Source organism: Micromonospora sp. NPDC051227 (assembly GCF_044455385.1).
GTDB lineage: Bacteria > Actinomycetota > Actinomycetes > Mycobacteriales > Micromonosporaceae > Micromonospora.
Genome location: NZ_JBITET010000008.1, coordinates 63,326 through 88,696 on the forward strand (window position 1 = coordinate 63,326; position 25,371 = coordinate 88,696).

24 protein-coding genes are annotated in these 25,371 nt (G+C 72.4%); 2 read left to right on the forward strand and 22 right to left on the reverse strand.

Annotated features, from left to right (window positions below):
- Positions 1-231: 231 nt before the first annotated feature.
- From ACIA47_RS20445 to pyrR, 6 genes are read right to left on the reverse strand one after another with little or no spacing between them, the layout of a single operon-like run.
- Positions 232-1,278, reverse strand: a complete 1,047-nt coding sequence (locus ACIA47_RS20445; RefSeq protein ID WP_396709852.1) for a quinone-dependent dihydroorotate dehydrogenase — start codon at positions 1,276-1,278, stop codon at positions 232-234.
- A complete protein-coding gene (gene carB, locus ACIA47_RS20450; RefSeq protein ID WP_396709854.1) occupies positions 1,275-4,622 on the reverse strand; it encodes a carbamoyl-phosphate synthase large subunit in 3,348 nt (1,115 codons plus the stop codon). The genes ACIA47_RS20445 and carB overlap by 4 nt, the downstream gene beginning before the upstream one ends.
- Positions 4,615-5,778 carry a glutamine-hydrolyzing carbamoyl-phosphate synthase small subunit gene (gene carA, locus ACIA47_RS20455; protein WP_396709856.1) on the reverse strand — a complete coding sequence of 388 codons (1,164 nt, stop codon included), beginning with the start codon at positions 5,776-5,778 and terminating at the stop codon, positions 4,615-4,617. Before carA ends, carB begins: the two co-directional genes overlap by 8 nt.
- Before the next feature lie 58 nt (positions 5,779-5,836).
- Positions 5,837-7,114, reverse strand: coding sequence for a dihydroorotase (locus tag ACIA47_RS20460; RefSeq protein WP_203122148.1), 1,278 nt, complete (start codon positions 7,112-7,114; stop codon positions 5,837-5,839).
- Positions 7,111-8,037: an aspartate carbamoyltransferase catalytic subunit gene (locus ACIA47_RS20465; RefSeq protein WP_396709858.1), complete on the reverse strand. Its 927-nt coding sequence runs from the start codon at positions 8,035-8,037 to the stop codon at positions 7,111-7,113. The genes ACIA47_RS20460 and ACIA47_RS20465 overlap by 4 nt, the downstream gene beginning before the upstream one ends.
- Positions 8,034-8,618 carry a bifunctional pyr operon transcriptional regulator/uracil phosphoribosyltransferase PyrR gene (gene pyrR, locus ACIA47_RS20470; protein WP_091401898.1) on the reverse strand — a complete coding sequence of 195 codons (585 nt, stop codon included), beginning with the start codon at positions 8,616-8,618 and terminating at the stop codon, positions 8,034-8,036. The genes ACIA47_RS20465 and pyrR overlap by 4 nt, the downstream gene beginning before the upstream one ends.
- 288 nt (positions 8,619-8,906) lie before the next feature.
- Here pyrR and ACIA47_RS20475 point away from each other — a divergent pair, with 288 nt between their 5' ends.
- Positions 8,907-9,395, forward strand: coding sequence for a transcriptional regulator (locus tag ACIA47_RS20475; protein ID WP_007458348.1), 489 nt, complete (start codon positions 8,907-8,909; stop codon positions 9,393-9,395).
- Positions 9,396-9,486: 91 nt separating this feature from the next.
- Here the strand turns inward: ACIA47_RS20475 and nusB are convergent, their stop codons facing one another.
- The 5 genes from nusB to ACIA47_RS20500 all read right to left on the reverse strand — a co-directional run bounded on the left by nusB (position 9,487) and on the right by ACIA47_RS20500 (position 13,086).
- A complete protein-coding gene (gene nusB, locus ACIA47_RS20480) occupies positions 9,487-9,897 on the reverse strand; it encodes a transcription antitermination factor NusB (protein ID WP_181539277.1) in 411 nt (136 codons plus the stop codon).
- Positions 9,898-9,920: 23 nt separating this feature from the next.
- Positions 9,921-10,478 carry an elongation factor P gene (gene efp, locus ACIA47_RS20485; protein WP_396709861.1) on the reverse strand — a complete coding sequence of 186 codons (558 nt, stop codon included), beginning with the start codon at positions 10,476-10,478 and terminating at the stop codon, positions 9,921-9,923.
- Between the two features lie 97 nt (positions 10,479-10,575).
- Positions 10,576-11,001, reverse strand: coding sequence for a type II 3-dehydroquinate dehydratase (aroQ, locus tag ACIA47_RS20490; RefSeq protein ID WP_091401894.1), 426 nt, complete (start codon positions 10,999-11,001; stop codon positions 10,576-10,578).
- Positions 10,998-12,077 carry a 3-dehydroquinate synthase gene (gene aroB / locus ACIA47_RS20495; RefSeq protein ID WP_396709863.1) on the reverse strand — a complete coding sequence of 360 codons (1,080 nt, stop codon included), beginning with the start codon at positions 12,075-12,077 and terminating at the stop codon, positions 10,998-11,000. Before aroB ends, aroQ begins: the two co-directional genes overlap by 4 nt.
- Before the next feature lie 10 nt (positions 12,078-12,087).
- The gene (locus ACIA47_RS20500; protein ID WP_203122145.1) at positions 12,088-13,086 is read right to left on the reverse strand and encodes a YafY family protein; all 999 of its coding nucleotides are present in this window, start codon (positions 13,084-13,086) and stop codon (positions 12,088-12,090) included.
- A 79-nt stretch (positions 13,087-13,165) separates the two neighbouring features.
- Between ACIA47_RS20500 and ACIA47_RS20505 the strand changes: the two genes are divergently transcribed.
- Positions 13,166-13,894 carry an alpha/beta fold hydrolase gene (locus tag ACIA47_RS20505; protein WP_203122143.1) on the forward strand — a complete coding sequence of 243 codons (729 nt, stop codon included), beginning with the start codon at positions 13,166-13,168 and terminating at the stop codon, positions 13,892-13,894.
- 102 nt (positions 13,895-13,996) lie between these two features.
- Here the strand turns inward: ACIA47_RS20505 and ACIA47_RS20510 are convergent, their stop codons facing one another.
- The 11 genes from ACIA47_RS20510 to ACIA47_RS20560 all read right to left on the reverse strand — a co-directional run bounded on the left by ACIA47_RS20510 (position 13,997) and on the right by ACIA47_RS20560 (position 25,332).
- Entirely contained in the window at positions 13,997-14,500 is a 504-nt protein-coding gene (locus ACIA47_RS20510; RefSeq protein ID WP_203122141.1) for a shikimate kinase, read from the reverse strand.
- A complete protein-coding gene (gene aroC / locus ACIA47_RS20515; RefSeq protein ID WP_396709866.1) occupies positions 14,500-15,678 on the reverse strand; it encodes a chorismate synthase in 1,179 nt (392 codons plus the stop codon). The genes ACIA47_RS20510 and aroC overlap by 1 nt, the downstream gene beginning before the upstream one ends.
- A gap of 94 nt (positions 15,679-15,772) precedes the next feature.
- A complete protein-coding gene (locus ACIA47_RS20520; RefSeq protein ID WP_396709868.1) occupies positions 15,773-16,696 on the reverse strand; it encodes a glycosyltransferase family 2 protein in 924 nt (307 codons plus the stop codon).
- On the reverse strand, positions 16,693-17,367 hold the full coding sequence (locus tag ACIA47_RS20525; RefSeq protein ID WP_396709870.1) for a glycosyltransferase: 675 nt from the start codon (positions 17,365-17,367) through the stop codon (positions 16,693-16,695). Before ACIA47_RS20525 ends, ACIA47_RS20520 begins: the two co-directional genes overlap by 4 nt.
- On the reverse strand, positions 17,364-17,843 hold the full coding sequence (locus ACIA47_RS20530; protein WP_091401878.1) for a UDP-N-acetylglucosamine--LPS N-acetylglucosamine transferase: 480 nt from the start codon (positions 17,841-17,843) through the stop codon (positions 17,364-17,366). The genes ACIA47_RS20525 and ACIA47_RS20530 overlap by 4 nt, the downstream gene beginning before the upstream one ends.
- 214 nt (positions 17,844-18,057) lie before the next feature.
- Positions 18,058-19,320 (reverse strand): hypothetical protein, encoded by a 1,263-nt coding sequence (locus tag ACIA47_RS20535; RefSeq protein ID WP_396709872.1) that lies wholly within the window; start codon positions 19,318-19,320, stop codon positions 18,058-18,060.
- A complete protein-coding gene (locus ACIA47_RS20540; protein WP_112700043.1) occupies positions 19,317-20,219 on the reverse strand; it encodes a sulfotransferase domain-containing protein in 903 nt (300 codons plus the stop codon). The genes ACIA47_RS20535 and ACIA47_RS20540 overlap by 4 nt, the downstream gene beginning before the upstream one ends.
- Before the next feature lie 8 nt (positions 20,220-20,227).
- The gene (locus tag ACIA47_RS20545; RefSeq protein WP_396709874.1) at positions 20,228-21,865 is read right to left on the reverse strand and encodes a lipopolysaccharide biosynthesis protein; all 1,638 of its coding nucleotides are present in this window, start codon (positions 21,863-21,865) and stop codon (positions 20,228-20,230) included.
- Positions 21,862-23,160 carry an O-antigen ligase family protein gene (locus ACIA47_RS20550; RefSeq protein WP_396710146.1) on the reverse strand — a complete coding sequence of 433 codons (1,299 nt, stop codon included), beginning with the start codon at positions 23,158-23,160 and terminating at the stop codon, positions 21,862-21,864. The genes ACIA47_RS20545 and ACIA47_RS20550 overlap by 4 nt, the downstream gene beginning before the upstream one ends.
- 62 nt (positions 23,161-23,222) lie before the next feature.
- On the reverse strand, positions 23,223-24,821 hold the full coding sequence (locus ACIA47_RS20555; RefSeq protein WP_396709876.1) for a lipopolysaccharide biosynthesis protein: 1,599 nt from the start codon (positions 24,819-24,821) through the stop codon (positions 23,223-23,225).
- The gene (locus ACIA47_RS20560) at positions 24,814-25,332 is read right to left on the reverse strand and encodes a DapH/DapD/GlmU-related protein (protein WP_203124521.1); all 519 of its coding nucleotides are present in this window, start codon (positions 25,330-25,332) and stop codon (positions 24,814-24,816) included. The genes ACIA47_RS20555 and ACIA47_RS20560 overlap by 8 nt, the downstream gene beginning before the upstream one ends.
- Positions 25,333-25,371 lie beyond the last annotated feature (39 nt).

The following is a 25,371-nucleotide window of genomic DNA, read 5'->3' on the forward strand; positions in this document are numbered from 1 at the left end:
AAACGGTCCGGACGGCGGACGTCCTGCGGCCGGATCGAACCTCTCCGCCACCGCTTCCATTTCCGCCGCCTTTGCTCTGCACCCGCGGACGCGACACCCGGTGGCCGGGTGTCGCGCTCCGAGTGGTGCACCCACGGGTGCAGAGCAAAGGGGCAACAGCGGGCGTGGCGTCGTCGGCGCGGAGCGGGCTCGGCACCCGGTTGCGCCGGGCCAGCACCGGACCGAAAGCGGTCACCGGCCGGCGACCGCGTCCGGTGCCGCCGTTGCGGCCGCCGTGCGGGCGGCGGCGCGGACCAGGGCCGGTCCTCGGTAGATGAAGCCGGTGTAGAGCTGCACCAGGGCGGCGCCGGCATCGAACATCCGCGCCGCGTCGTCCGGATCCAGCACCCCGCCGACGCCAATGATCGGCAGCCGGCCACCGGTCTCCCGGTGGACGAAGGCGACCACGTCGCGGGCCCGCCCGGTGAGCGGCCGACCGGAGAGACCACCGGCCTGCGCGCCACGCTCGACGTCGACGCCGGCGAGACCGTCGCGCGACAGCGTGGTGTTGGTGGCGATCACCCCGGCGGCACCCCGGGCCAGGCAGACCTCCAGCAGCTCGGCGATCGCCGCCTCGGTCAGGTCCGGTGCGATCTTGACCAGCACCGGCTTCTCCCCCACCAGCGCGCCGAGCAGCGCGTCCAGGTGGCCACGGTCCTGCAACGACCGCAGACCCGGGGTGTTCGGTGAGGACACGTTCACCGCGAAGTAGTCGCCGTGCCCGCGCAGCGCCCGGTACGAGGCGAGGTAGTCCTCGACCGCCTCGTCCAGCGGCGTCACCTTGGACTTGCCCAGCGAGATGCCCAGCGGCACCCCGAGCGGGCGCGGCAGCGCCGCCAGCCGAGCGGCCAGCGCGGCGGCCCCGGCGTTGTTGAAGCCCATCCGGTTGACCACCGCCTCGCTGGCCGGCAGCCGGAACAGCCGCGGCCTGGGGTTGCCCGGCTGGGCGTGCGCGGTGACCGTGCCGACCTCCACGAAACCGAAGCCGAGCGCCGGCCAGGCCGGCAGCGCCGCGCCGTCCTTGTCCATGCCGGCGGCCAACCCGACCGGGTTGGGGAACCGCACCCCGAACACCGTGCGCGGCGCGTCGACCGCGTAGCGGGCCCGCAGCGCGGCGAGCGCGCCCGGCCGCCGCGACAGGGCGCCCAACCGCCGCAGCGTCCACTCGTGCGCCGACTCGGCGTCCCCGCCCCCAAGGCGGAACAACCACGGCCGTACCACCTGCTCGAACACTGTCACTGGGCGGCCCGGAGGATGGCGTGCAGATCCTGGAGAGGGCGTACCTGCATGTCGCCACGAATGCGGGCCTCGATGCCCATCACTGCCGCGGCGGCGCCCGGGACCGTGGTGATGCAGGGGATGTCGGCGGTGACGGCCGCGCTGCGGATCTCGTAGCCGTCGGAGCGGGCGCTGGCACCCGAGCCCTGCGGCGTGTTGATCACCAGCGCCACGTGGCCACCGCCGATCAGCGACACCGCGTCGTCGCCCGCACCGGCCTGGTAGTGCTTGCGGATCTGCTCACAGGCGATGCCGTGCCGGCGCAGCACCTCGGCCGTGCCGGCGGTGGCGACGATCTCGAAGCCCAGATCAGCCAGCCGCTTGATCGGGAAGATCATGCCGCGCTTGTCCCGGTTGGCCACCGAGACGAAGATCTTCCCGGCGGTCGGCAGCGACCCGTACGCGGCCGACTGGCTCTTGGCGAAGGCGTGCCCGAAGTTGGTGTCGATGCCCATCACCTCGCCGGTCGACTTCATCTCCGGCCCGAGCAGCGAGTCGATCCCCTTGCCCGCGCGGGTCCGGAAACGCTTGAACGGCAGCACCGCCTCCTTGACCGCGACCGGCGCGTCGGCGGGCATCGTGCCCCCGTCCCCCGTCGCCGGCAGCAGGCCCTCGGCACGCAGCTCGGCGATGCTCGCCCCGAGCGCGATCCGGGCCGCCGCCTTGGCCAGCGGCACCGCCGTGGCCTTGGAGACGAACGGAACGGTCCGCGACGCGCGCGGGTTGGCCTCCAGCACGTAGAGCACGTCGTCCTTGAGGGCGTACTGCACGTTGAGCAGGCCACGGACCCCGACGCCACGCGCGATGGCTTCGGTGTAGCGGCGGACCTCGACCAGGTGCGAGCCCGCGAGGGTGATCGGCGGGAGCGCGCAGGACGAGTCGCCGGAGTGGATGCCCGCCTCCTCGATGTGCTCCATCACGCCGCCGATGTAGACCTCGCCGTCGGCGTCGCACAGCGCGTCCACGTCGATCTCGATGGCGTCGTCGAGGAACCGGTCCACCAGCACCGGGTGGTCCGGGGAGATGTCGGTGGCCCGGCCGATGTAGTCGCGCAGCGTCGGGTCGTCGTAGACGATCTCCATGCCCCGCCCGCCCAGCACGTACGACGGCCGCACCAGCACCGGATAGCCGATCTCGTCGGCGATCGTCTTGGCCTCGTCGTACGAGGTGGCCATGCCGTGCGCCGGCGCGCGCAGTCCGGCGCGGGCCAGCACCGCGCCGAACGCGCCGCGCTCCTCGGCCAGGTGGATCGACTCCGGGGAGGTGCCGACGATCGGCACACCGGCGTTCTTGAGCCGCTGCGCCAGCCCCAGCGGGGTCTGCCCGCCGAGTTGGACGACCACCCCGACCACGCCCGGCCCGCCGGCCGCGCGACCGGACGAGTCCTCGGCGTGCCAGACCTCCAGGACGTCCTCGAAGGTCAACGGCTCGAAGTAGAGCCGGTCGGCGGTGTCGTAGTCGGTGGAGACCGTCTCCGGGTTGCAGTTGACCATTACGGTCTCGTAACCGGCCGACCGCAACGCCTGGACGGCGTGCACACACGAGTAGTCGAACTCGATGCCCTGCCCGATCCGGTTCGGGCCGGAGCCCAGGATCAGCACCTTCGGCCGGTCCGACGGCACGACCTCGGTCTCCAGGTCGTACGTCGAGTAGTGGTACGGCGTGGTCGCCTCGAACTCGGCCGCGCAGGTGTCCACGGTCTTGTAGACCGGCCGCACGTCGAGGCGGTGGCGCAGGGTCCGTACGCCGTCCTCGGCGGCCAGCTCCGGGCGCAGCGCGGCGAGCTGCCGGTCGGACAGACCGGCCCGCTTGGCGCGGCGCAGCAGGTCGGCGTCGAGCACCGGCGCGTCGACGATCTCGGCGCGCAGCTCGATCAGCGCGACGATCTGGTCCAGGAACCACGGGTCGATCCCGCCGGACGCCTCGGCGACCTCGGCGACCGACGCGCCGAGGCGCAGCGCCCGCTCCACCGTGTACAACCGGCCGTCGTGCGGAATCCGCAGCGCGGCGAGGGTGTCCGAGCGGGTGGCGCCCTCCGGGTCCGGAGTGGTCCAGAAACCAGATGATCGGGTTTCCATCGAGCGCATCGCCTTGTTGAGCGCCTCGGTGAAGTTGCGCCCCAGGCTCATCGCCTCGCCCACCGACTTCATCGTGGTGGTCAGCTCCGGGTCCGCGCCGGGGAACTTCTCGAACGCGAACCGGGGAATCTTCACCACCACGTAGTCGAGGGTCGGCTCGAACGCCGCCGGGGTCTTCAGGGTGATGTCGTTGGGGATCTCGTCGAGGGTGTAACCGATGGCCAGCTTGGCGGCGATCTTCGCGATCGGGAAGCCGGTCGCCTTGGAGGCCAGCGCCGAGGACCGCGACACCCGGGGGTTCATCTCGATCACGACGATCCGCCCGTCGACCGGGTTGACCGCGAACTGGATGTTGCAGCCGCCGGTGTCCACCCCGACCTCGCGCAGCACGGCGATACCCAGGTCACGCAGGTGCTGGTACTCCCGGTCGGTGAGCGTCATGGCCGGGGCCACGGTCACGCTGTCGCCGGTGTGCACGCCCATCGGGTCGATGTTCTCGATGGAGCAGACCACCACCACGTTGTCGTGCCGGTCGCGCATCAACTCGAGTTCGTACTCCTTCCAGCCGAGCACGCTCTCCTCGATGAGCACCTCGTGCACCGGGCTGGCGGACAGGCCGTCACCGGCGATGCGGGCCAGGTCCTCCGGGGTGTGTGCCATGCCGGAGCCCAGGCCACCCATGGTGAACGACGGTCGGATCACCACCGGCAGGCCCAGCTCGGCGACGGTCGCCTCGACCTCGTCCATCGAGTGGCAGACCCGCGAGCGGGGCACCAGCCCGGTCGGGTCGTCGACGCCCAGCCGTACGCCGGCCTTCGCCACGATCTCCTTGAACAGCTGCCGGTCCTCGCCCCGGTTGATGGCGTCGATGTTCGCGCCGATCAGCTCCACGCCGTACTTCTCCAGGACGCCGGCCTCGTGCAGGGCGACGGCCGTGTTCAGCGCGGTCTGCCCGCCGAGGGTCGCGAGGATCGCGTCCGGGCGCTCCTTGGCGATGACCAGCTCCACGAACTCCGGGGTGATCGGCTCGACGTAGGTCGCGTCGGCGAACTCCGGGTCCGTCATGATGGTCGCCGGGTTGGAGTTGACCAGGCTGACCCGGATCCCCTCGCTGCGCAGCACCCGGCACGCCTGGGTGCCGGAGTAGTCGAACTCGCAGGCCTGCCCGATGACGATCGGCCCGGAGCCGATCACGAGGATGTGCTTGAGATCGGTCCGCTTAGGCATTGCTGCGCCCCTTGCTGTGGGTCCGGCCCTCGATGAGATCGGCGAATCGGTCGAAGAGGTAGTCCGCGTCGTGCGGGCCGGCCGCCGCCTCCGGGTGGTACTGGACGGTGAACGCGGGCAGGTCCACGGCCCGCAGCCCCTCGACCACGTTGTCATTGAGGCAGACGTGCGACACCCGTACGCCACCGAAGTCGGTGTCGATCACCTGGTCGGGGACGACCGCGCCGGCGCCCACACCGGGCACCTCGACGGCGAAGCCGTGGTTGTGGCTGGTCACCTCGACCTTGCCGGTGACCCGGTCGAGCACCGGCTGGTTGATCCCCCGGTGGCCGTAGCCCAGCTTGTAGGTGCCGAAGCCGAGCGCCCGACCGAGGATCTGGCTGCCGAAGCAGATGCCGAACAGCGGCACCTCCCGCCGCAGCGCCTCCCGGGCCAGCGCCACCGGGGCATCAGCGGTGGCCGGGTCGCCCGGACCGGGCGACAGGAAGATCGCGTCGGCGCCGGTGGCGAGCATCTGGTCGATGCTCGACGACGCCGGCAGCACGTGGGTGGTCACCCCCCGGGTGGCCAGCCGACGCGGCACGTTGCGCTTGATGCCCAGGTCCAGGGCGGCCACTGTGAACCGGTGCTCGCCCAGGGCCTGGACGACGTACGGCTCGGCGGTGCTCACCTCGGCGGACAGGTCCGCGCCGGCCATCTGCGGCGCCTGGCGGACCCGGGCCAGCAGGCTCTGCGGGTCGTTGTCGATGCTGGAGATGCCCACCCGCATGGCGCCCCGCTCGCGCAGGTGCCGGGTCAGCGCCCGGGTGTCCACCCCGCTTATGCCCACCACGCCCTCGGTGGCGAGGCGGTCCTCGAGACCACCGGTGGCCCGCCAGTTCGAGCCGATCCGGGCCGGGTCGCGCACGACGTAGCCGGCCACCCAGATCCGACCGGACTCGTCGTCCTCGCCGTTGACGCCGGTGTTGCCGATGTGCGGCGCGGTCTGCACCACCACCTGACGGTGGTAGGACGGGTCGGTCAGGGTCTCCTGGTAACCGGTCATGCCGGTGTTGAAGACCGCCTCGCCGAAGGTCTCTCCGACGCTGCCGTACGCCTCGCCGGGGAACGTGCGCCCATCCTCCAGCACCAGGATTGCGGGTCTGCGCTTGACCATTACCGTGCCCGCCTTTCGTTCGCGACTGCGGGACTCCGCTGCGCTGCATTCCTCGCGCTCACTTGACAGCCTTTCCGTCCAGGACCGTCGGCTCGCCACGCAGGAAGGTCGCCACGATGCGACCTGGCAGCGTCATGCGGGCGTACGGGGTGTTGCGACTGCGACTGGCCAGCTCCGCCGGCTCGATGGTGCGGTGGGCGGCCGGGTCGATCAGGGTCAGGTTGGCCGGCACACCCGGCGCGGGGTCGACGCCGTGCCCGGTGAGGCCGGCGATCCGTGCGGGGGTGCGCGACATCCGCTCGGCGATCAGGTCCCACTCGGGACCGAGCACGTCCAGCGCGATGGAGAGGGCCGTCTCCAGACCGAGCATCCCCGGTCGGGCGTACGCCCACTCGCACTCCTTGTCCTCCACCGCGTGCGGGGCGTGGTCGGTGGCGATCACGTCGATCACCCCGTCGGCGAGGGCGGCACGCAGCGCGGCGATGTCCGCGGCGGTGCGCAGCGGCGGGTTCACCTTGTAGACCGGGTCGTAGGTTTCCGCCCGTTCGTCGGTGAGCAGCAGGTGGTGCGGGGTCACCTCGGCGGTCACGCGTACCCCGCGCGCCTTTGCCTGGCGCAGCACCTCGACGCTGCCGGCGGTGGAGACGTGGCAGACGTGCAGTCGGCTGCCCACGTGCTCGGCGAGCAGCACGTCCCGGGCGATGATCGCCTCCTCGGCGACCGCCGGCCAGCCGATCAGGCCGAGCCGGGTGGAGACCTCACCCTCGTGCATCTGGGCGCCCTCGGTGAGCCGGGGCTCCTCGGCGTGCTGGGCGATGATTCCGTCGAACGCCTTGACGTACTCCAGGGCTCGGCGCATCAACTTCGGGTCGGCGACGCAGTGCCCGTCGTCGGAGAAGATCCGCACCCGGGCCGCCGAGTCGGCCATCGCGCCCAGCTCGGCCAGCCGCTCGCCGGCCAGCCCGACGGTGACCGCGCCGATCGGCTGCACGTCGACCAGGCCGGCCTCCCGGCCGAGCCGCCAGACCTGCTCGACCACGCCGGCGGTGTCCGCCACCGGGGAGGTGTTGGCCATCGCGCAGACCGCCGTGTAGCCGCCGAGCGCCGCCGCCCGGGAACCGGACTCGACGGTCTCGGCGTCCTCCCGACCGGGCTCGCGCAGGTGGGTGTGCAGGTCGACGAGGCCGGGCAGGGCGACCAGGCCGGTGCCGTCGACGACTGTGGCGTCCGGCGCGGTCAGGCCGGGACCGACAGCGGCGATCACGCCGTCGCGGATCAGCAGGTCGGTCGGCGCGGCGCCGACGACACTCACGCTGGTGATCAGGTACGCGGTCACCGGTTGTTCCCTCCGAGCAGCAGGTAAAGGACAGCCATCCGCACGGAGACCCCGTTGGTGACCTGTTCGACGATGGTGGAGCGGGGTGAGTCGGCGACCTCGGGGGTGATCTCCATCCCCCGGTTCATCGGGCCGGGGTGCATGACGATCGCGTGCTCTGGCAGCCGGCGCATCCGCGGCCCGTCCAGCCCGTAGCGGCGGGCGTACTCGCGCGCGGAGGGGAAGTAGGAGTCGTTCATCCGCTCCCGCTGCACGCGCAGCATCATCACCACGTCGACGTTCGACAGGACGGAGTCGAGGTCGTAGGAGACGTCGGTGCCGGGCGCGAGGGCGGCCGCGATGTCGACCGGGATGAGGGTCGGCGGGCCGACCAGGGTGACCTTGGCACCGAGGGTGGAGAGCAGCAGCACGTTGGAGCGGGCCACCCGGGAGTGCAGCACGTCCCCGACCACCGCGACCGACAGGCCGGCGAGCCGGCCCAGCCGGGCCCGCATGGTGTACGCGTCCAGCAGCGCCTGGGTGGGGTGCTCGTGGGTGCCGTCACCGGCGTTGACCACCGACCCGTCCACCCAGTTGGCCAGGCGGTGCGGCGCGCCGGAGGCGGGGTGTCGGATGACCACGGCGTCCGCGCCCATGGCCTGCAGGGTCAACGCGGTGTCCTTCAGGCTCTCGCCCTTGGTGACGCTGGACCCCTTCGCGGAGAAGTTGATCACGTCGGCGCTGAGCCGCTTCGCCGCCGCCTCGAAGGAGATCCGGGTACGCGTGGAGTCCTCGTAGAAGAGGTTCACCACGGTCCGTCCGCGCAGCGCGGGAAGCTTCTTGATCTCCCGGCCGGCGACGGTGGCCATCTCGGCGGCGGTGTCCAGGATCTCGGTGGCGGTGTCGGCGTCCAGGTCCCCGCCGGAGAGCAGATGCTTGATCATGAGGCAGGTCCCCCGTAGAGCTTGACCTCGTCCGTCCCGTCGATCTCGGCGAGCGTCACCTTGACGCTCTCGGCGAGCGAGGTCGGGATGTTCTTGCCGACGTAGTCGGCGCGGATCGGCAACTCCCGGTGGCCCCGGTCGACCAGGACGGCGAGCTGCACCGAGGCCGGGCGGCCCACGTCGTTGAGCGCGTCGAGCGCGGCCCGGACGGTACGGCCGGAGAAGAGCACGTCGTCGACCAGGATGACCCGTTTGCCGTCGATCCCGCCGGGAGGCAGCTCGGTCGGACCCACCGCGCGGGTGGCGTGCCGACGGAGGTCGTCGCGGTACAGGGTGATGTCGAGCACACCGACCGGAACGGCGACGTCCTCGAAGGTGCTGATCCGGTCGGCGAGCCGCCGGGCGAGAGGGGTGCCCCGGGTGGGAATCCCCAGCAGCACCGTGTTGGCGGCGCCCTGGGTCTTCTCCAGGATCTGGTGGGCGATGCGGTCGACCACGCGTTGCACGTCGGCGCTGGCGAGGATCACCTTCACCGAGGGTTGTTGCGGTGGTGACGAGCGGGCAGCCGGTGGGTATGCCACGGCGGACCTCCTTCCCCGCCTCACGGGACGGGTCGTTAAAGGATGTCGGGCACCTCCGGCCGGACCGCTCAGCAGACCTGGACCGGGGCTTCCGCCACGTTACCAGTGGTCACCGGGGTGATGGACGGCGGCCGCTGACCACCGGGTCAGGCACCGGAAAAGGAGAAAACTCCCCGGACGCTCCGCAACGGTAGGGGCACGACCACTTGACCACGTGTCGCATTCCCCGTACCGTCACGCTCCGTAGCGATCGACGGGAGAACCCCGAGCAGCACTGGGAGTGTCCGAATGCCCTCTGAATACGCCAAGTCTCTGGGCGCCCGCCTGCGCTCCATCCGCCAGCAGCAGGGTCTCTCCCTGCAGGGTGTGGAGGAGAAGTCGAACGGGCGGTGGAAGGCCGTGGTGGTCGGCTCGTACGAGCGTGGCGACCGGGCCGTGACGGTGTCCCGTCTGGCCGAGTTGGCCGAGTTCTACCGCGTACCCGTCTCGGAGCTGCTGCCTGACGGCAGTGGGGTCCGCCACGAGCCCACCAGCAAGATTGTTCTGGACCTGGAGCGGCTCTACGACGAGGCCTCCGAGGACCTGGCCTACGTCGCCCGCTACGCCCGCGCCATCCAGCAGCAGCGCGGCGACTACAACGGCCGGGTGCTCTCCATCCGCGCCGACGACCTGCGGGCGCTCGCGATCGTCTACGACGCCTCACCGTCGGGCCTGATCGAGCGGCTCACCGAGCACGGCGTGCTGGTGGCCGACCCCCGGGCGTTCTTCGCCTCCTGATCTGCCGCTCCACCTGATCTCCCGCTCCACCGAAAGGGCCCGTGCCAGCTGGCACGGGCCCTTTCGGATTTGCGGTGTTCGGTGCGGATGCTCAGCGGGTGGCGTACTCGGCGATCCGGCCGAGCACCCCGTTGAGGAAGCGCGGCGAATCGTCTGTCGACATCTGCCGAGCCAGCTCCACGGCCTCGCTGATCGCCACCGCGTCGTCGATCTCGTCGACGTAGAGCAACTCGTAGACGGCGATCCGGGCCAGATTACGGTCGACGACCGGCATCCGCTCCAGCGTCCAACCCTCGGCGTAGCTGGCGATCAGCTCGTCGATCCGGTTGAGGTACTCGGCAACCCCCTCGACCAGACCCACCGCATAGCCGAGATGCTCCGGTCGGGGCTGCTCGATCCGCTGCACGTAGCCGGCGAGCACCTCTACCGGAGGCTTGTCCCGCAGGTCGGCCTCGTAAAGGACATCCAGCGCCCGCTTACGCGCCTTGCGGCGCGCCGGCATCTGCTGCTTGGAACCCTCAGCCATCAGGCGCGGCCGAGGTAACGGCCGTCGCGGGTGTCGACCTTGATCTTCTCGCCGGTGGTGATGAACAGCGGAACCGGCACGGTGGCACCGGTCTCCACGGTCGCCGGCTTGGTGCCGCCGGTCGAACGGTCGCCCTGCAGGCCCGGCTCGGTGTAGGTGACCTCCAGCACGACGCTGGTGGGCAGCTCGATGTAGAGCGGCACACCCTCGTGCTGGGCGACGGTCGCCTCCGCCTCGGGCAGCAGGTAGTTGGCTGCCTCACCGACGGTGCCACCGGGCACGGTGATCTGGTCGAAGGTCTCCAGATCCATGAAGACGAAGTCCTCACCGTCGGCGTACAGGTACTGCATCGTGCGCTTGTCAACGGTCGCGGTTTCGACCTTGGTGCCCGCGTTGAAGGTCTTGTCGACCACCTTCCCGGACAGCACGTTCTTCAGCGTGGTGCGCACGAAGGCACCACCCTTACCGGGCTTGACGTGCTGGAACTCGATGACGGCCCAGAGCTCGCCGTCCAGGTTGAGTACCAGGCCGTTTTTGAGGTCGTTGGTGGAGGCCATTTCCTGCCTTGATCATCAATTGGCGGACAGACCTGGCAAGTCTACAAGCTGCGTCGAATCGGACGGCCCCCCGTTCGGAGCGCCAGTCGGTGGGCCGTCAGCGGGTGGCCAGATGGTGCAGAGCGAGACGATAGCCGTCGATGCCAAGACCGCAGATCACCCCGGTCGCCACCGCCGAGACCACCGAGTGGTGCCGGAACTCCTCACGGGTGTGGATGTTGGAGATGTGCACCTCCACCAGCGGCCCCCGCAGCATGGCGCAGGCGTCCCGCACCGCGTACGAGTAGTGCGACCAGGCGGCCGGGTTGAGCACGACCGCGGCGCCCTCGTCGGCCGCCGTGTGCAGCCAACCGAGCAGCTCGTGCTCCGCGTCGGTCTGCCGGACCGTCACCGCCAGCCCCAGCTCCCGACCGGTGCTCTCACAGAGCGCCACCAGGTCCGCGTAGCTGGTCGCGCCGTACACGTCGGGCTCGCGGGTGCCCAGCCGGCCCAGGTTCGGCCCGTTCAGGACGTAGACCTTCACGGAGTTGCCACCTCCCGGTAGGCGGCCTCCAGCAACGCGTCGTCGGGGCCCTCCAACATCGCCGGGCGGGCCAGCCCGTCGAGCACCACGAAGCGCAGCAGACTGCCCCGGGTCTTCTTGTCCACCCGCATCGCGGCCAACAGCTGCGGCCAGGCGTCGGCCGGGTAGCTCACCGGCAGGCCCAGCGCGCTCAGCGTGACCCGGTGTCGGTCGGCGGTCGGCGCGTCCAGCCGCCCGGCGAGCCGGGCCAGCGTGGCCGCGTACACCAGACCGACGGCGACGGCGTGGCCGTGCCGCCAGCGGTAGCCCTCGTTCTGCTCGATGGCGTGGGCCAGGGTGTGCCCGTAGTTGAGCACCTCCCGCAGGCCCGACTCGCGCAGGTCGTCGGCGACCACGTCGGCCTTGACCCGGATGGCCCGCTCGATCAGCTCCCGGCTCACCGGGCCACGGGGGTCGGTGGCGGCCTTTGGGTCGTTCTCGATGAGATCCAGGATCGTCGGGTCGGCGATGAAGCCGCACTTGACGACCTCGGCCAACCCGGCAGCCAGGTCGACAGCGGGCAGGCTGTCCAGAGTGGCCAGGTCGGCCAACACCCCGACCGGCGGGTGGAACGCGCCCACCAGGTTCTTGCCGGCGGCCGTGTTGATGCCCGTCTTGCCGCCCACCGCGGCATCCACCATGCCCAGCAGCGAGGTCGCCACCGGCACCCAGCGCACCCCCCGCAACCAGCAGGCCGCGACGAAGCCGGCCAGGTCGGTCACCGCGCCGCCGCCCACCCCGACCACCGCGTCGGTACGGGTGAAGCCGGCCGCTCCGAGCCGGTCCCAGCAGGAGGCGGCCACCTCGATGTGCTTTCCCGACTCGGCGTCGGGCACCTCGACCGGCAGTGGCTCGATGCCGGCCGCGCGCAGGCGTTCGCCGAGCGCGTCCGAGAGGGCCTTGAGCGGAGGCGCGTGCAGCACCGCCACCCGGGTCGCGCCGGGCAGCAGGCCAGGCAGCGCACCCAGCAGGTCGCGTCCCACCAAGACGTCGTACGGCCGCTCGCCGCCGACCGGAATTCGGGTCACCTCGTCCATCGCCGGCAGCCTAGTCCAGCGGGCGGCGCTGCGACGGCGGCTGTCCACCTGCTGGCCGAGTGGCCCACTCCGCCAACCGGCGGGCGTGTTCGGCCACCTCGGCGCGCAGCGCGTCCGGATGCCGCACTGTGAACGGACACCCCAGCCCGGCGAGCAGCGCCGCCATCCCGGGCAGGCTCTCCGCTCGGGCCCGCAGCAGCACCCCGTCGGCGGTGGCGGTCAACTCGGCCACGCTGGGTGGGATGCGGCGGCGGGCGGCGACCAGGTCGGTCTCCAGCACGACCTCCACCTCGTGCGTGTACGGCACGCCGGCCAGCGACCGGGTCACCCAGGTCACCGCCTCGAAGCCGTCCGGCACTCTGAACGTCGCCACGCCGGGCGTCACCGCGCCGATCCGGTCCAGTCGGAAGGTGCGGATCTCCCCGCGTCGGTGGTCGTGGCCGGTGACATACCAACGGCCCGCGTGGAAGACCAGCCCGTACGGGTCGAGTTCGCGGTGCGACTGCTCGCCCCGCCAGGAGCGGTAGTCCAGCGCCACGCGCTGCCGGTGCCGGGTGGCCGACGCCAGCGCGAGCAGGGTGCCGGACGCCGGTCCACGCTCCGGCTCCGGACGACGCAGGGTGAAGCCCAGGTGCTCCTGGACGGCGGCGAGTCGGTCGGCGAGCGCGGCCGGCAGCACCCGGCGGATCTTCGCCAGCGCGGTGGCGGTGGCCGGCTGCTCGGTGGCGAGCCCGACCCGTTCGGCGACGACGAGGCCGAGCAGCACGGCCACCGCCTCGTCGTCGGTGAGCATCAGCGGCGGCAGCTTGTAACCGGAGTGCAGCCGGTAGCCGCCGTAGCGGCCCCGGTCGGCGGTGACGGGGATGCCCAGCTCGACAAGCGTGGTCGCGTACCGGCGCACGGTCCGCTCGTCCACCCCGAGGTGGCCGGCGAGTTCGGCGGCCGTCGACCGGTGCCGGGTCTGCAGCAGTTCCAGCAGAGCCAGCACCCGCCCCGCGGGATGTGACACGGGCCACTCCTTCAAACCGGGCGGATCCTGTCCGGAACAGATCGTACGGTCTGTCGGTAGCCGAGAGAAGGAGCCACAGATGGCGACATTCGTGCTGGTGCCGGGATTCTGGCTGGGTGCCTGGGCGTGGCGGGACGTGACCGTCGCGCTGCGGTCGCAGGGGCACGAGGTCTATCCCATGACGCTGACCGGGGTGGCCGAACGCGACCACCTCGCCGGGCCGGAGGTCAGCCTGGACACGCACACCACCGACATCGTCCGACTCATCGAGGTCGAGGACCTGCGCGACGTCCTGCTGGTCGGGCACTCCGGCGGCGGCATGCCGGCCGCCCAGGCGGTGGACCGCATCCCGGACCGGATCGCCCGGATCGTCTACGTGGAGAGCGGACCGTTGCCGGACGGCACGGCGCAGTTCGACACGCTGCCGCCGGAGGAGCAGCAGCGGCTGCGGGCCGCGATCGGCACCGGGCACCTGCTGCCGCCGCCGGCCTGGGACCCGGCCGCCGACCCGACCAACCTGGCCGGCCTGGACGAGCCGACGCTCGCGCTGCTGCGTACCCGGGCCACCCCGCAGCCGCTGCGGGCCGCCACCGACCCGGTCCGACGCACCGGCGGGCGCCCGGTGCCGACCGCGCTGGTCGCCAGCACCTTCCCACTCAGCGTGGTGCGGCAGATGATCCAACAGGAGCATCCGTTCTTCACCGGCCTGGCCGACGGCCAACTGCATGAGCTGCCCACCGGGCACTGGCCGATGCTCAGCGAGCCGAAGGCTCTGGCCGACGTCCTCGACCTGATCGCCCACACCTGAGGACCACCCCACCGCGCCGATCTTGCAGCTTCGGTTGCCGAAATGGGGGGAATGCCCCCTACGTCGGGACAGTAAGTGCAAGATCGGCGCGACAGGTCCGCGTCAGCGCGGGAGCAGGGCGGCGATCTCGGCGACGACCTGTGCCGGGGCCCGGCCGTCGGTGACCACCGTCTCGGTGGCCACCTCGGCGTAGAGCGGCCGGCGCTGATCCATCAGGTGCTTGAGGGTGGCCCGGGGGTTGATCGCCAACAGCGGCCGGCCGGCGCCGAGCCCGACCCGCCGCACCGCGTCGGGCAACTCGACCGAGAGGTGCACCACCCGGTGCCCGATCAGGGCCGCTCGGGTCTCCTCGGCCAGCACCGCGCCGCCGCCGAGGGCGAGCACGCCAGTGCCGCCGGCCAGCGCCGCTGCCACGGCGGCCCGCTCCAAGGTACGGAAGTGCGCCTCACCCTCGTCGATGAAGATCTCCGGGATCGGCTTCCCGGCCATCTGCTCGATGTCGGTGTCGGTGTCGCGGAACTCCACGCCGAGGGTGGCGGCCAGCGCCCGCCCGACGGTGGTCTTGCCGCAGCCGGGCGCGCCGACCAGCACGACGACCGGTGCCATCAGCGGATGACCAGAGCGTCGAGGTACCCGGCCAGGTTGCGGCGGATCTCGGCGATCGAGTCTCCGCCGAACTTCTCGGTGGCCGCCTCGGCCAGCACCAGCGCCACCATCGCCTCGGCGACCACCGCCGCGGCGGGCACCGCGCAGACGTCGGAGCGCTGGTTGATCGCGGTGGCCGGCTCGCCGGTGGTGACGTCCACTGTGGCCAGCGCCCGGTTCAGCGAGGAAATCGGCTTCATCGCGGCGCGGACCCGCAGCGGCTCACCGGTGGTGATGCCACCCTCCAGCCCGCCGGCCCGGTCGGTGATCCGGCGGACGCCGGTGGCCGACGGGATGATCTCGTCGTGCGCCTCCGAACCGCGGGACCTGGCCTGCTGCCAGCCGTCGCCGATCTCCACGCCCTTGATCGCCTGGATGGACATCAGCGCGGTGGCCAGCCGGGCGTCGAGCTTGCGGTCCCACTGCACGTGGCTGCCCAGCCCCGGTGGCACCCCGTACGCCAGCACCTCGACCACGCCGCCGAGGGTGTCGGCGGCCTTCTTCGCGGCATCGACCTCGGCGACCATCAGGGCGCTGGCCTCCGGGTCGAGGCAGCGCAGCGGGTCGGCGTCGATCCGGGCCGTGTCGGACGGGGTGGGACGCAGCCCGGGCTTCGCGGCCACCGGACCCAGCTCGACGACGTGCGAGACGATCTCGATGCCGAGCGCCTGACGGATCAGCGCCTTGGCGACGGTGCCGACGGCCACCCGGGCGGCGGTCTCCCGTGCGCTGGCGCGCTCCAGGATCGGCCGGGCATCGGTGTGGCCGTACTTCTGCATGCCGGCCAGGTCGGCGTGGCCCGGCCGGGGGCGGGTCAGCGGAGCGTTGCGGGCCTGCCGGGCCAGCTCGTCGGGGTCGACCGGGTCGGCGGCCATCACGGTCTGCCACTTCGGCCACTCGGAGTTGCCGACCCGGATCGCCACCGGGCTGCCCAGGGTCACGCCGTGCCGCAGGCCGCCGAGCAGCTCGACCTCGTCCCGCTCGAACGACATCCGGGCGCCCCGCCCGTAGCCCAGCCGTCGACGGGCCAGCTCGTCGGCGATCTCGGTGGTGGTCACCTCAATGCCGGCCGGCACCCCCTCCAACATCGCGACGAGGGCGGGACCATGCGATTCACCTGCAGTCAACCAGCGCAACACAGCGGTCAGTCTGTCACGGCGGGCCACCGACGCGGCGCGCTCCCCGTCGCGTCCCGCCCAGCGGACGCCGCCGCCCGCTCACGCGGGCGGCGGCTCAGATCCCCCGACCGCGCTTGTGCAGGGTGCGCAGCACCGCGTCGGCCCGGACCACCCGCCCGGCGACGGCGAGGGCCAGGTAGGCGCGCGGCTCGCGGGGGTTGCTCCGCAGGGTGCGCCGGGCCCAGCGCAGCGCGCCCCGGCGGTCGCCGGAGGCGGCCTGGGCGAACGCGATCTGCCCGGCCACCCGGGCCTCGCCGGCCGGTTGACCGGCGAACTCCGGGTAGCGCCGCAGCAACCACTGCAACGCCTCGGAGATGGTGTCCCAGCGCTGCGCGAAGTACGAGCGCTTGTGCCAGCGGACCAGCACCGACGGCGTCCGCAGGTTGATCAGCGGCGCGCTGCGTGCGGCCCGCAGCAGGAACTCGTAGTCCTCCGCGTAGCTGCCCGGGATCTCCTCGTTGACCAGCCCGAACCCGTTGCGCAAAGCGGTGGCGCGGATCAGGAAGGTCGACGGGTGCAGCTCCGTCATCCGGTCCCGTAGCAGGTCGTCCAGGGTGATTCGGTCCTTGTCGAGCACCCGGTCGACGGTGTGCCCGTCGTAGTTGACCCGGATGCCGCAGCAGACGAACTCGGCGGCCGGGTCGCCGGCCAGCGCGTCGACCTGGGCGGCCAGCTTGCCGGGCAGCCACTCGTCGTCGTCGTCGCAGAACGCGACCAGCTCGCCCTCGGCCGCGAGGGTGCCGCTGTTGCGCGCACCGGCCAACCCCGGGGTACGGGCGTTGCCGATCACCCGCACCACGCGGGCCGGGCCGCTCCCCAGCTCGGTCAGCGACTCGTCCGGCGCGGACTGGTCGAACACCACGACAACCTCGATCAGGCCCGGGTGGTCCTGTGCCAGGATCGCCCGCACCGCGGCCCGCAGCAGCTCGGGGCGGTCCCGGGTGGGCACCACGACGCTCACGGTCGGCTGCTGGGTCATCGAATCTCCTTCGTACCCGGGCGCGGCCGGGACCAGGCCCGCCACCGGGGTGGGCGCGGGGTCGAACGGGCCACCAGGTCGTCGACGATCTGCCCGACCCGGGCCACCGCCGCCCGTCGTGCCTCGTGTGCCTCCGGGTCGGCGGCCACCGCGTACCGGGACGGGTCGGCGACCCCGGCGGCCAACGCGTCGTGCAGGGCCTCCCGGGTCTCGCAGAGCGCCACCAGCCCGGCGGCGCCGAGCCGGCGGGCGAAGAGGAGCTGGTGGTTGTCGACGTGCTCACCGCGGGCCGGATCGCGGGGCACCACGATGGGCAGGTGGCCGTGCCGGCGGGCCTCCAGAATGGTCGCCGGGCCACCGTGGCAGACCACCAGGTCGGCATCGATCATCGCCTGTTGCAACGCGTCGTGGCCGAGGAACGGCACCGCGCCGCTCAGCTGGGGCGCGGTGGTGTGCCCGTGCTGCATGGTCAGCCCGATCGGGCCGGTGGCCTGCGCATGCCACTGCGCCAGCCAGTCGACGAGCCGGTTGAAGGGGTGCTTGTCGGTGCCCACCGCGACCAGCAGTCGGAGCTGGGCGACCGCCGAGCTGTCGCGCTGGCGCGGCAGGCGGGCCGCCTCGGTGGCCGGCCGGGGTTGCGGACGCCGGGCGGTGCCCGTCTCCCCGGTCACAGCAGCGTCCCGACGACTGTCGCCTCGGGGTACTGCCGGCGTTGCTCGTCCCACTGCACGAGCATCGCGGACAGGAACGGCCGGCAGAGCCGAGCGGTCAGCGTCGGGGTGTCGATCCGGTCGTACACCTCGATGTAGACGGTCGGGATGCGCCGCAGCCGGGCCAGCACCACGAACGGCACCGCCACCCCGGCGCCGGTGGTGACCACGGCGGCGACCCGCCGGGCCCGCAGCACCTGCCAGGCCAGCAGCGCGTTGCGCAGCAGGTTCGGCACGTTGCGGGTGGTCGGGTGGTGCGCCGGCACCAGGTCCTCGCCGGCCAGCAGCGACACCGCCTCCGGGGTGTCGAAGGTGACCCAGCAGCGCCGCCACTGTTCGTACCAGGGCCGCAGGGCCAGCAGTTGGGCCAGATGGCCGCCGCTGGAGCCGACCAGCAGCAGCACCGGCGCCCCACTGTCGTCGTTGTTCGTGTCCACGCGACTCCCCACAAGTTCGCTTGGAATTTCAGTTCACGCCAGGCAGAAGCAGATCACACGATTCCCGGTCGTTGAATAGCGCGACCGGCTGAGATGACGATCTCCACGGTGGCCGATGCGGTGCACCGAACGTCCGAGGTCCATCGATCATCATCACCACCTGCGATTATGCCGTCACTCTGCGGCGCACCGTCGGCGCCGCGATTCCTCCAGATCAGCCGCTATGTCTTTTCTCGATGACGTCCAGGAGTGCGGGATGCACTGCGGCGTTCCAGCCCGCGCCCGCGTCGGCCAACCGCCACGTCCGCAACCACATCTCCACCAGGTACGCGTCGGCGACGAGCCGGCGCTGCGCGGCGTCGAGGCCGAGCCGCTCGCCGTGTCGGCTCAGATATCCGTCCACGGCCGCCGCGGCGGCGTCCGCCGGCTCCCCGCGCAGCACGAGGGCCCGCTGGAACGCGTCGTGCGCCAGGTCGAAGCCGACCGGCACGTCCGGCCCGCTGTGCTCCCAGTCCCAGGCGACCAGCCGACCGGCGTGCCAGCCCAGGTTCCACGGCACCCAGTCACCATGCCAGTGACCGAACTCGACGCTGGTGTCGCCATGCCGGCGGGCCAACGCCGAGACCGCGGCGACCGCCCGTGCACCCGCCGGCTCGGTCGCGGCGGCCCGGCCGGCCTGGTCGGCCAGCCGGCGCAGGAAGGTCGAGTCGACCAGCGGTCGAGGTGTGCCCGCCGGGCCGCCCCGCCGGGCGACCGCGAGCAGCGCCGCGACCCGGGGCGGGTCGTCCACCGGCACACCGCGTACCGCCGGGGGCAACGGCTCGATCACCGCGACCACCTGGCCCGCCCACGACGTCTCGGTGAGCAGCCGCGGCGGCGCCGGATGGTCGGCGACGCCGACCACCTCGCGCAACGCCCGCAGCGCCGCCGCCTCCGCGCTGACCAGCGCGCGCGTCGCGTCGTTCCAGCCGATCTTCGCGTAGCCACGCGGACGCCCGTCGGCACTGAAGAGTTGCAGTGTGGGCTTGCCGTTCGGGTCGGGTGGGCGGACCCCGAACGCGGCCAACAGCGGCGTGTCACCCAGGTCGGCGGAGAGCCGCTCGCTCAGCAGCAACTCCGCGGCCGGCACCCCGGCCGGCACCGAGACGGTCAACGTGGGAAAGGGCGCGAGCCCCACCCGACCGAACCGGGCCAGCCCACCGAGCACCGCCCGCAGCGCGCGCACCTTCGGTGGCCGCAAGGCGTTGTACGCCAACAGGGACGCCGCCCCGGCCCGGGGCGCGCCCAACGGCACCAGGAACCGGGCCCGAGCGATCGACGGCACCACCGCGTACCGGGCCACCGCCTGGTGACCGGCCGGCGGGGCACCGGCCACGGTCAGGCCGACCCGCTCGTCCGGGAAGACCGCTCGGCTCACCCAACCCAGGCCGTCCACCCGCGAACGCGGGTCGGTAGCCGGGCCCACCCGGGTCGTCACGCCGCCCGGTCCGCCCAGTCGAGGTCCAGCCCGAGCCGTTGACGCAACGCGTCGTTGTACGGCCGGTAATAGTCGGTCAGCTCAGCGCGCACGGTCGGCTCCAGCGGTGCCGAGCGCCGATCGTTGTAGACCTTGAAGTTGGGCAGGTCGTACGCCGGCAGACCGAGGAAGTCCAGGGTGCGTCGGTAGGTCGCCCGCGAGTCGCGGTACAGGTCCTCGCTGGGCAGGAAGAGGATCTGCTCCCGGGCGAAGCGCTCCAGCCACGGCTCCAGGTGCTCCAGGTAACGCCCCCGGGCCCGGTACGTGTACCAGTCGTACGGCTCGCTGAACGACTCCGGCTCGGCGATCAACCGCTCCCGCTCCCCCGCCGTGCGTTCCGGCTCGGCCGCCAGGGCGGCGGCGAAGTCCAGTGGCTCGATGCCGTGGGTACGGCGTTCCTTCCAGTGCGAGTACGCCCGCTCCACCGGGTCGCGTAGCAGCACGATCAGCTTCACCGTCGGCATCAGCGCGGCGACCCGCTGCGCGGCGAGCGGGTGGAACATGTACAGCGGGGCGGCCTCACCGACCCGGACCGGCCCGCCGTGCCGCTTGGCCAGGGCCTCGCGCTGCCGCTCGGTCGGGAAATGCGAGCGGTACCAGGCTTCGCCGCGACCCCAGTGCTCCTCGAAGTAGTGCGCCGACTTGGTGTTCCACGCGGGAAAGAGCCGGGGCACCAACGGGTGCTGGATGAGGTAGTTCCACAGGGATGTGGTGCCACCCCGCTTGGTCCCGATGATCAGGAAGTCCGGCAGCGGCCGGCGGTCGCTGGTGCGAACGCCGTAGTCGACAAGCGACTCCTTCACCCGGGTGGTCACCTGGGTCGGAACCAACTGCTTGACCCGGTCACGGATGGACACCACGACGAACCTCACCTGCCTCTCGTCGATGCCGAGGTGGGCTCGGCGGCCGCGGCCGCGTTGTCCCCTCCACGGATCTGCCTCATGGTCCCCCGGATGCCGGCGCGCACCCGGGGCAACGTCAACATGCCGACGCAGCCGGTCAGCAGCACCGCCAACGCCACCGCGAGGCCGGGCAGGCCGCGACTGCCCACCAGCACGCCGGCCCCGGCGGCCAGGCCCACACCGGCGATCGTGGCCGCCGCGGCACGCACCATCGCGGCGTCGAACAGCGGCTCCCGAACCACCGACCGGGCGAACCCGGCGGCGGTGAGGTTCTCGGTGGCGATGCCGGCCGCCCAGGCCACCGCCGCGCCCGTCGCGCCGTAGCGCGGGATCAGCCAGAGACCCAGCGAGACGGTCACCGTCAACCCGGCCACTGTGGCGACCAGGTGCAGCCCACTGCGCCCGCCCATCAGGAGCAGGCTCTGCACGTTGCCCACTCCGGTGTTGACAAGCATCGCCAGCGCGAGCACCGTCATCGCCGGCACACCGGCGGTGAACTCCGGCCCGAACAGCTGAAGGAAGGCCAGCGCGAAGACCGCCAGCAGCAGGTACACCGGCCAGGACAGCACCAGCCCCCAGGTGGTCAACTGCCGGTGCACGGCCGCCGCCGCGCCCCGCTCGCCCCGCCCGAGCAGCCGGGACAGCTGCGGCGACACCGCCACCCGCAGCCCCTGCATGGCCAGCTGACCGGCCAGCACGTACCGGCCGACGGCACCGAACACACCGGCGTCCGCCGGCCCGGCCAGCACCGAGGTGAGCAGCACACCCACCCACATGCTGCCGGCGTCGATGGCCGCCGAGGCGGCCCGGGGCAGCGCGAAGCGCCAGAACGTGGACCAGTCGGTTCGGTGCGGGCGCAGCGTCGCGCCCCGGCCCAGCCCGAGCGGGCCGGCGACGAGGGTGAGGCAGGCCAGCAGTGCCAACGCCGCCGGCACCAACCAGCCGGTCATGCCGGCGAGCAGACCACCACCCGCCAACGCGGCCGCGCCGACCAGCACCGGGCGGGCGACCGGCAGAAGCAGGAACTGCACCCCGACGTACGCCCGGATGGGCCGCACGCAACGCAGCGTGGCCAGCAGCAGGGTCATCGCGACCACCACCGGCACCGCGGCGAACGTGACGGTGAGCAGCGCGTCGCCGCTCGCGCCGGAGCCGCGCAGCAGCCGGGGCGCGAGGGCGTCGGCGGCCAACACGCCCGCGCCGGCGACCAGCAGCCCGGCCAGCAGCGGCGGGATCAGCGCCACCGGGAGCACCCGGGCGGCGTCACCGCGCACGCCGGCGCTGCGGCGGGGCAGGGCCCACATCAGACCGGTCTCCGCGCCGAGCGTGCAGATCGCGGTGGCCACTGTGACGACCCCGATCGCGGCGAAGAACGCGCCCGCGCCGGCCGGGCCGTAGCCCCGGGTGATCACGACCGCCAGCACGAACCCGAACAAGCCACTGGTGGCCGCGCCGAGCAGTCCGGCCACGCCGCTACGCGCGCTGCGGCGGGTCTCGGCCGAGCCGCCGTCCCCGGCAGACGACGGCGCGGCCTGGTCCTCGGCGGGGGTGGGCGTGGGCCGGCTTTCGTCGGCACCGGCCGGCGGTCGGGTCGCGGCGGTCACGCGGGCACCGGCGCGGTCCGCGCGGGCGTCGGCGACGACCCGGCCAGCCGGGTCAGCCGTTCGCGTTCGGTAAGCGCCATCGCGAAGGCCACCGCGAAGAACGCGACAGCCAGGTTCTGGTTCGCCATGCCGTAGAACGGGACCTGCACGAGGCAGACCACCGGCACCACCGCCAGCCACTGCCCGGCCGCCGAGGTCGCCCGCGCGCAGATCACCGCTGCGGCGACGAACCACGCCAGGAAACAGATGAGCGCGGGTACGCCGTGGCTGAACAGCACCATCCACAGCTGCCCCTGGGTGCCGATCGGCGCGGCCGCCGACACGGTGTCGACGTTCACCGGGGCGCCGTAGCCCAACCAGGGAGACTCCTGCACCCGGCGGATCACCTCGCTGTAGAGCGAGAGCCGGTCGGTGTTGGTGTCGCTGGAGTCAACCCGCCTGCTGATCAGCTCGGTGATCGGAATGAACAGCGTGGCCAGCCCGCCGATCACCACGACCCCGACGATGGACGCGGCCACCCGGACGTTGCCGCGCAGGCTGGCCCGCACCCCGAGCACCGCCAGCCCGGCACCGAGGCTGAGGAACATCGCCCGGTTGAGGGTGAGGAACGCCGGCGCCAGCGACAGCGGCAGCGACGCCAGCAGCGCCCAGCGCAGCAGCCCCTGCCGGCGCAGCATCGCGAAGGCCACCACGCAGGGCAGGGTCATCGCGTACGCGCTGCCGTAGTTGTTGGTGTACGCGAACGGCGCGGCCGGCCGATAGATCGGGTTGAGCGAACGGGCACTGTATTCAGCGGTGGTGAGGTGCACCATGTCCTGGATGAACGGGGTGCCGGCCACCCCGCCGGGCAGCAGCACCTCCATCGGGGTCGTCATGGCCAGCCGGGGCACCAGCACCCCGAGCCAGCCCAGCGCCACCAGCCCGAACCAGAACGCGCAGAGCGGGGTGAGCACCGCCACCAGGCTGGCGCGTTCCCGGGCGGCCGCGTAGACGTAGACGCCGACCACCAGCGCTGTCAGGTAGAAGGCCAGCCGCAGGGCGAACGTGAGCAGCGAGGCGGGCGACGACAACTGGGTGGCGCTGACCACCACGATGGCGAGGAAGAGCAGCCAGATGCCGACCGCCGGCGGCAGCGGCACGCGCCCCCGGGTGAGCAGCAACGCGAACAGCAGCGCACCCAGCAGCGGCCAGCCGAGGTAGAAGGCGCCGAACAGCCACCAGAGCGGCACCAGACCGAACATCATCGACAGCGGCCAGAGCGGCAGTTGCGGCGGCGCGGTCGGCGGCACCGGCACGGCCTCCTGCGGAGCGCCTCCGGGTGGTGGTTCGGTCGCCGGGGCGCGGGTCACCGACACGCTCAGGCCCGGCCGTTTCGGGTGAGCACGAAGCCCAGCGGGGTGACCCCGGCGGCGCGCAGCCGCTCCACCAGGCGTCGCAGGTCACTCTGCCGGGTGCGGTCCCGCTCCACGACCACCACCGCGCTGCCCTGCCGGGCCACGGCCACGCCACGCTCGTCGGACTCGGCCGGCGGGGCGTTGAACAGGACCAGGCCGTGGTCCGCGCCCTGCCGCCAGGTGCCGAACCGGACACTGCCCACACCCACGACGACCTCGTCGGGGGTGACGACGCGACTGTTCTCCGGGCGGGCGGACGACACCCTCGGCAGCGTCAGGGTGGCATCGGGGTCGGTGGACGGGCGGGCACCGGGCGGATGCGGGGAGGGCCGACGGGCCGGCGTGCTCTCCGTGGCGGCACCGGCGGCCGGTGTGCTGCCGGCTGGCCGGGGCTTGGGCACCAGCGGCCGGGACGGGTCGATGGGCAGCCGCCCCCGGTCGGCGAGAACGGTGGCCCGAAGCCGCTCGATCCGACCGCTGTCGTCGGCGACGAAGACCTCCCGGCCGTCCACGGCGAGCGCCACGGCGAGCCCGGCGGTGAGCACTGTGGCGTCCTCCCGGGCGGTGACCAGCGCCACCCGGGCCGGCTGCCGGACCCGCTCGGCGACCGCCATCGCCACGTACCGGACGTCGGCGTCGACCGCCCGAGGGCTACCCCGGAACGCCGGCCGGCGTACGGTGCCGAGCAGCGGAAGGCCGGAGGCCTCCCGGCCGTCGGCGACCGAGCGGACCCGCCGGTCGGTCGACTCCCAGAGGTACGCCAGCACGATGCCGATCAGCGCGCCACCGAGCAGGCCGGCGACCAGGTAGAGCGGCCGGTGCCCGGCGGAGGTGACCAGCGCCTTCTCGGCGGTCTGCGTGACCCAGCCGGGGTTGACGTCGACCGCCGCGATCTCGGTACGGGCGGCGTTGAGCTGGGTGAGCTGGTTGTTGATCCCGGCCAGCTCGGCCACCAGCGCGTCACCGGCGGCGGTGTCCTTGGCGGTGTTCGCCCGCTTCTGCAACGCGGTCTGCTGGGCGGCGACCTTGGTGATGCTGGCGTCGTAGGAGCGCAGCATCTCGGCGCGCTGCTGCTCGTACATGGCCCGGCGCACACTCAGGTAGGCCTCGGCGGCCATGTTGGCGCTCTGCACGGCCTGGTGCGCCTCGCGCGCCTGGTAGGTGAAGCGCAGGATCTGCCCACCGGTGGGCACCTCGACCTCGAGCGCGTCACGGATGTCCCGCGGATCACCACCGGCCGAGTCGGCGAGCCGCTGCACCACCTCGGTGCCGGTGGCGATGCCGCTCTCCACGTTCATGTTGACCGCGCGGTCGGCGCCCGCGCCGCTGGGGGTGAAGGCGTCGGTCACCACCGGCCGGACCGCGACCACGGCGCTCGCGGACAGCGCCGCCGGCACCAGCAGCACGTAGCCGAGCGCGGCGAGCAGACCGACCATGGCGACCGCCGCCACCAACCGCAACCGGTGCATCGGCACCCGCAGCAGGTCGGTCAGTGTCACCGCACGCGAGGTGCCGGAGGACGGGCCGTCCGTGGGCCAGGAGGCGGGCGCTGCATCAGTCATGGAACTTCTTCACCGTCTGTTGAGGATTACCGACGACCACGACGCCGGGTGGTACGTCAGTGCGGACCACCGTCGCCGCGCCGACGACGCTGTCCCGACCGACCCGCACGCCCTTCAGGACCAGGGCGTGCGCACCGACCCAGACGTTGTCCTCGAGAACGATCGGGGCACGGGTGAGCGGGCCGGGCGGCGCGTGCCGCTGCTCGGGCGGCAGGTTGTGGAAGTCGTTGTCGAGCAACTCGCAGTCCGACAGGAGGCACCGGTCCCCCACCGTGACCGACGTCCAGGTGCCGACCCAGGTGGCGTTGAGCAGACAGTCCGCGCCGACGCGTACCTCGCCGGGGCCGGCGAAGCGGACGAGTTTGTTCAACCGGGTGCGGTCACCAATTGTCACCCGCACACCGCGCCGCAACCGGATGCGGCCACGGATCTCCACGTCCCGACCAAGCGTCAACCGTCGATAACGGAGCTGATACCAGCCGCGTTTGACCGCGAAGACCAGACGCACCACACGTCTCGTTCGGATGCCAGCGGCGCCGAGCAACGACCC